3 protein-coding genes are annotated in these 4,014 nt (G+C 69.6%); all 3 read right to left on the bottom strand.

Annotation, left to right across the window (positions count from 1 at the left end):
* Nucleotides 1–40: 40 nt before the first annotated feature.
* Nucleotides 41–793 carry a hypothetical protein gene (locus ACFWFI_RS41475; RefSeq protein WP_387400939.1) on the bottom strand — a complete coding sequence of 251 codons (753 nt, stop codon included), beginning with the start codon at nucleotides 791–793 and terminating at the stop codon, nucleotides 41–43.
* A gap of 111 nt (nucleotides 794–904) precedes the next feature.
* Entirely contained in the window at nucleotides 905–1,438 is a 534-nt protein-coding gene (locus ACFWFI_RS41470; RefSeq protein ID WP_387400937.1) for a DUF6197 family protein, read from the bottom strand.
* Nucleotides 1,439–1,824: 386 nt separating this feature from the next.
* A complete protein-coding gene (locus ACFWFI_RS41465; protein ID WP_387400936.1) occupies nucleotides 1,825–3,969 on the bottom strand; it encodes a chromosome segregation protein ParM in 2,145 nt (714 codons plus the stop codon).
* Between the last annotated feature and the right edge of the window lie 45 nt (nucleotides 3,970–4,014).

The following is a 4,014-nucleotide window of genomic DNA, read 5'->3' as shown; positions in this document are numbered from 1 at the left end:
GCCCCCGTGTGGGTGGCCGAGGACCGGGCAGGGCGACGGGTCAGTGCTGGAGGGGGCGGACGTTGTCCGGGGCGCCGTCAGCGGGCGGTGCGGGCTGGGTCGGGATGTGGATCTGAGGCCGGACGTCGATGGTGGGAGCGTCGTTGCGTACGTGGATGAAGGAGGAGGACCGCAGGGTCAGCCCATGGAGGGCGAGGGTGGAGGCGGCAGTCCAGGCGAGGACGGTGATGCCGGTGGCGATGCTGCGGCTGTCGGCGGGTGCGGTGGTCCAGGTCATGGCGATGGTGGCGGCGCCCCACAGGGTCCACGTGAGGCGGGCACCGGTCATGGAGAGCCAGCCGCCGATCAGGCCGAAGAGCCCTGTGATCTGCCAGAGGGTGTAGATGGTGGAGCCGCTGATCGTCAGTGAGGCGGAGTGGGCGGCGATGTAGGTACGGACGGGGTTGTCGATGACGCCCCAGATGCCGGTGCTGGTGTCGGTGCCGACCTGGACGTCGTGTGCGGCGGTCAGCAGGTGGTGCATCGCGTCAGCCAGGACGTCGGTCGCCCCGTCCAGCAGCAGGATGACGAGGCAGATCCCGGCGAGCCCGATGGCTGCCTTGATCCAGTGGGCCATGCCGTGCCAGCCGGCATGCGGGGCGCGGTGCAGGTCCTCCCACCGCTGGTGCAGCACGCCGCCCTCACTCCAGGCGTTGGCCCACCAGGTACGGGCAGCGGTGAAGCCAAATGTCTTCTCCGGCTGGGGCTGCTCGGGGGTCTGCGGTGCGGCGGGAGTGTTGTTGGTCGCGGACATGGTGGGCGGCTCCTTGTGGGCATCGGATGGTGCGCAGGCCGGACGGCCTGGCCCGCACCCGACCCGGTGGGGTTCGGATGCGAGGCACGTAGTCCGGAAATAGAAGGGGGGTTACAGGCCGCGGGCGTGGGCGAGGTCCGCAGCTTGGCCGAGGATCCGCATGGGGACACGGCCGGTGGTCCAGCTGTCGTTGAAGGTGGGCACCGAGTACGTCTCGCCGAAGTCGGCGCGGATGGCGTCCATCAGGACTTCGAGTCCGCGCGCCTCCAGGCTTCGGTCGCCGGCGGCTTCGGCGCGGATGGCGCCGTAGAGGCAGCGGGCTCCGTCCTCCCGTATCTGGGATCCGGCGCACCAGCCGTCGGTGAGCAGTCGTAGATGGGCGCGGAGCAACAGGGCTGCGACCGGCGACGTTTGCGGGGTGCCGGTGGGCTGGAGCGTCAGGGTGAGCGGGATGACGAGTACATCGGCCAGGTCGAAGGGGTCGACGGGGATGTGGGCGGTGCGGACTTCGTAAGCGACGGCCGCTTCGTCCAGGCGCACGGTCATCTCGGTGTTGACGAGAGTGAGGCGTTCCTCGAGGGAGAGAGCTGCCGCGGGCACGGGAGCGGCGACGGCCAGAGAGGGAGTTGGTGTGGTGTGGGGCATCGGCGCTCCAGGCGAGGTATGTCGAAGGGCGCCGCCGAATGGTTTCCGGCGGCGCCCTTTACGTCGTGCAGCGGGGGAGTGGGGTTTACGAACCGGTAGTCACCGCACCTGCGCTCCGGGCATCCTCGGAGCAAGGCGCCGGGGAGGGGGAGCGGATGGAGTTCGTCTTCGATTGCGGGTGGTGTGGTGGGGACAATTACTTCGTGGGCAAGCAGGTCGGCTTCTGGGTCGACAAGTGGGAGGTTCCCTCGGAGTGGGACTGCCGCTTCTGTGACGGTCTCAACTCCACCCCCGATCCCCCGTGGACTGAGGCGTAGTCAGGTGAGGCGAGGCTGCGGTCGATGGCCGGGGCCAGGCCGGCCACCCGATGATGGACTGGCAAAGGGTCAGGCGTTGTTGAGACTCTTGATGGCCTCCAGTGCCTGACGGGGCGAGGTGACCTGCGGCTCGGAACGGTTGCTGCCAGACTTGCCGCCGCGCTTGCCTCCTGTGCCCTTGCCGCCACCGCGCCGGCGGGGGCCGCCGTCCTCGCCGTCGTCCTCCTCGGGCTCGGGCCAGAACTCGCCCGGGTCGGGGTCCCGGTTCCAGTCGCCCCACAGGCCGCGCTTTTCCAGTTCCTGGATCTCGTAGTCGGTGAGGTGGTTGACCTCGTCGGGGAACAGCTCGGAGAGGTCGGTGTCGAAGTCCGCGTACAGGGAGCGCATGAGGACGGCGCGGCCGTTGTCGAGGACGATGACGGCGACGCCGCCGGTACTGACGCCGTTTTCAGGGTCGGCTTCGCCGCGCATGGCCCGCTCGATCGCGGAGCCTTCGCTGCGGGAGTAGCGCGCCGGGATGGTCGGCACGTCGTAGGCGTTCTCCATCGTGCCCTCCGCCGCCTTACGCGTGGCGCCGGGCGAGCCCATGTTGAAGATGGTCGGGCGGGAGTTCTGCCGGAGGTTGTCCTTCATCTCGGTGGAGAACCCGTTGTGCGCGAACGGCGACTGGCCGGCGGGGTTGAAACCGATGCCGTACTTCAGGCCGGTGACGGTGAGGTCGTCGCCATTGCTCTGGATGTCCTCACCGAACAGGGCGTCCTGGGCCGCGGTCATGAACTCGTCCGCGTAGACATTCAGCTGCCGGTAGGGGCAGCGGGAGTCGCCGGGCTTGTAGTCGTGCGGCTTGCCGTCGTGAGGCCAGGGCATCTCCGCGCGGATCTCACACAGCGCCTTCGCCGCACGCAGTGACCGGGCCATCCACAGGGCGTTCGAGCCCTGCCGGTCGATGTACCGGCCGAGCGTGGACGTCTTCTCGTCCTTGCGGACGGTGGAGAGCCACACCACCTGGCCGTCCAGGGACTGCGCCGCCATATTGATCGCGAAGAACTGCGTCTTCCCGGACCGGGACACCCCCAGGATCAGGCCGTGGGCTGCGGCGTTCTTGTCGTGCTGGAAGACCATGTTCTTCACCGGCTGGCCGGTGATGGTGAAACCGCACACGTACATGCCCTTGGCGTCCGGAGTCAGCAGTTCCCGGGTGGCGGGGAAGATCGCGGACAGCGGGGGCTTGTCGAACGCGCTGATGAGGAACTCGGTCCCGTCGATGAGAACGAAGACGCAGGAGTCGTCCTCCGGCAGCCCAAGGCCGCGGCAAACCTTGGCCAGGTCGATGCGCGGAGTGTCGGTGGAGTCGGCCATCTTCGCCCGGTAAAAGGTCACCCCTCGCGCCTCGTCGCGAGTCCGGTGGACCAGAACGGAGCCCGGGGCGCCGCCCTTGGGACCACCGACCCGGTCCGCCCATCGCTCCTCAGGTGTCGGCTGGCTGCGGCGCCGCTGGTTCGCGTCCGGGGTGATGCGAGCCTCCAGCCAGCCAGGGCCGCCCTGGCGGCCGGGCTGGACCGCGACGTCCACGAGGACGACGTCGCTGGCGTGCACACCGAAAGCGGCGGCGACCACAGCCTCGGACAAGCCGGTGATGGGACGTCCGGTCTCCGAAGCGCGCAGCAGGATGGTCATGTCGTGCTGCATCGCGGGGTGGCGGGTGGCGCTGACGATGTGGGTGCGGGCAGGCATCCCTGCCGCTTCCCACAGCGTGCGCGCGCCACGGGTGAGGTGGTCGGCGCCGTCGTCCGGCAGCGCCACGGTCGGCTCCGGAGCTGCTTCGACAGGCTGAGCCTGTGGGGCGGGGCCGGCGAGTGCGGGGCGGTGATGGCGGCGGGCGTGCCGGGAGAAGGGCATCACCGTGCAGCCGGCGACCGCCCATGCGGCGGCGAGGATCCCGTCCAGCCCGTAGGGGCCCCAGCCGGTGGTGAGTGTGGCGGTGACGTCGATGGCAGCGGCCAGGACCAGCGGGGTCCAGCGCAGGATCTTGCGCCCGGCGCCGGACTCGTCGCTCTTTGAGGCCAGGATCCAGCCGCCGAGTCCGGCGGCGCCCGCCAGCTGGACGACCTGATTGACGGGGCTGTCGGGATAGATGTTCGGGGCCACGGCCAGCACGGGCGCGACAAGGGTGTAGGCGAGGCGTTCGAGCACGACACTGCGCGGCGTGGACACCGTGTCTCCTTCGTGGAACGGCTACGGGCGGCCCCGCAGAGCTGC

The sequence above is a fragment of the Streptomyces sp. NPDC060209 genome (assembly GCF_042728155.1).
Taxonomy (GTDB): domain Bacteria; phylum Actinomycetota; class Actinomycetes; order Streptomycetales; family Streptomycetaceae; genus Streptomyces.
The sequence above is the reverse complement of the archived record's forward strand: the minus strand, read 5'-3'. Positions and strand labels throughout refer to the sequence as shown.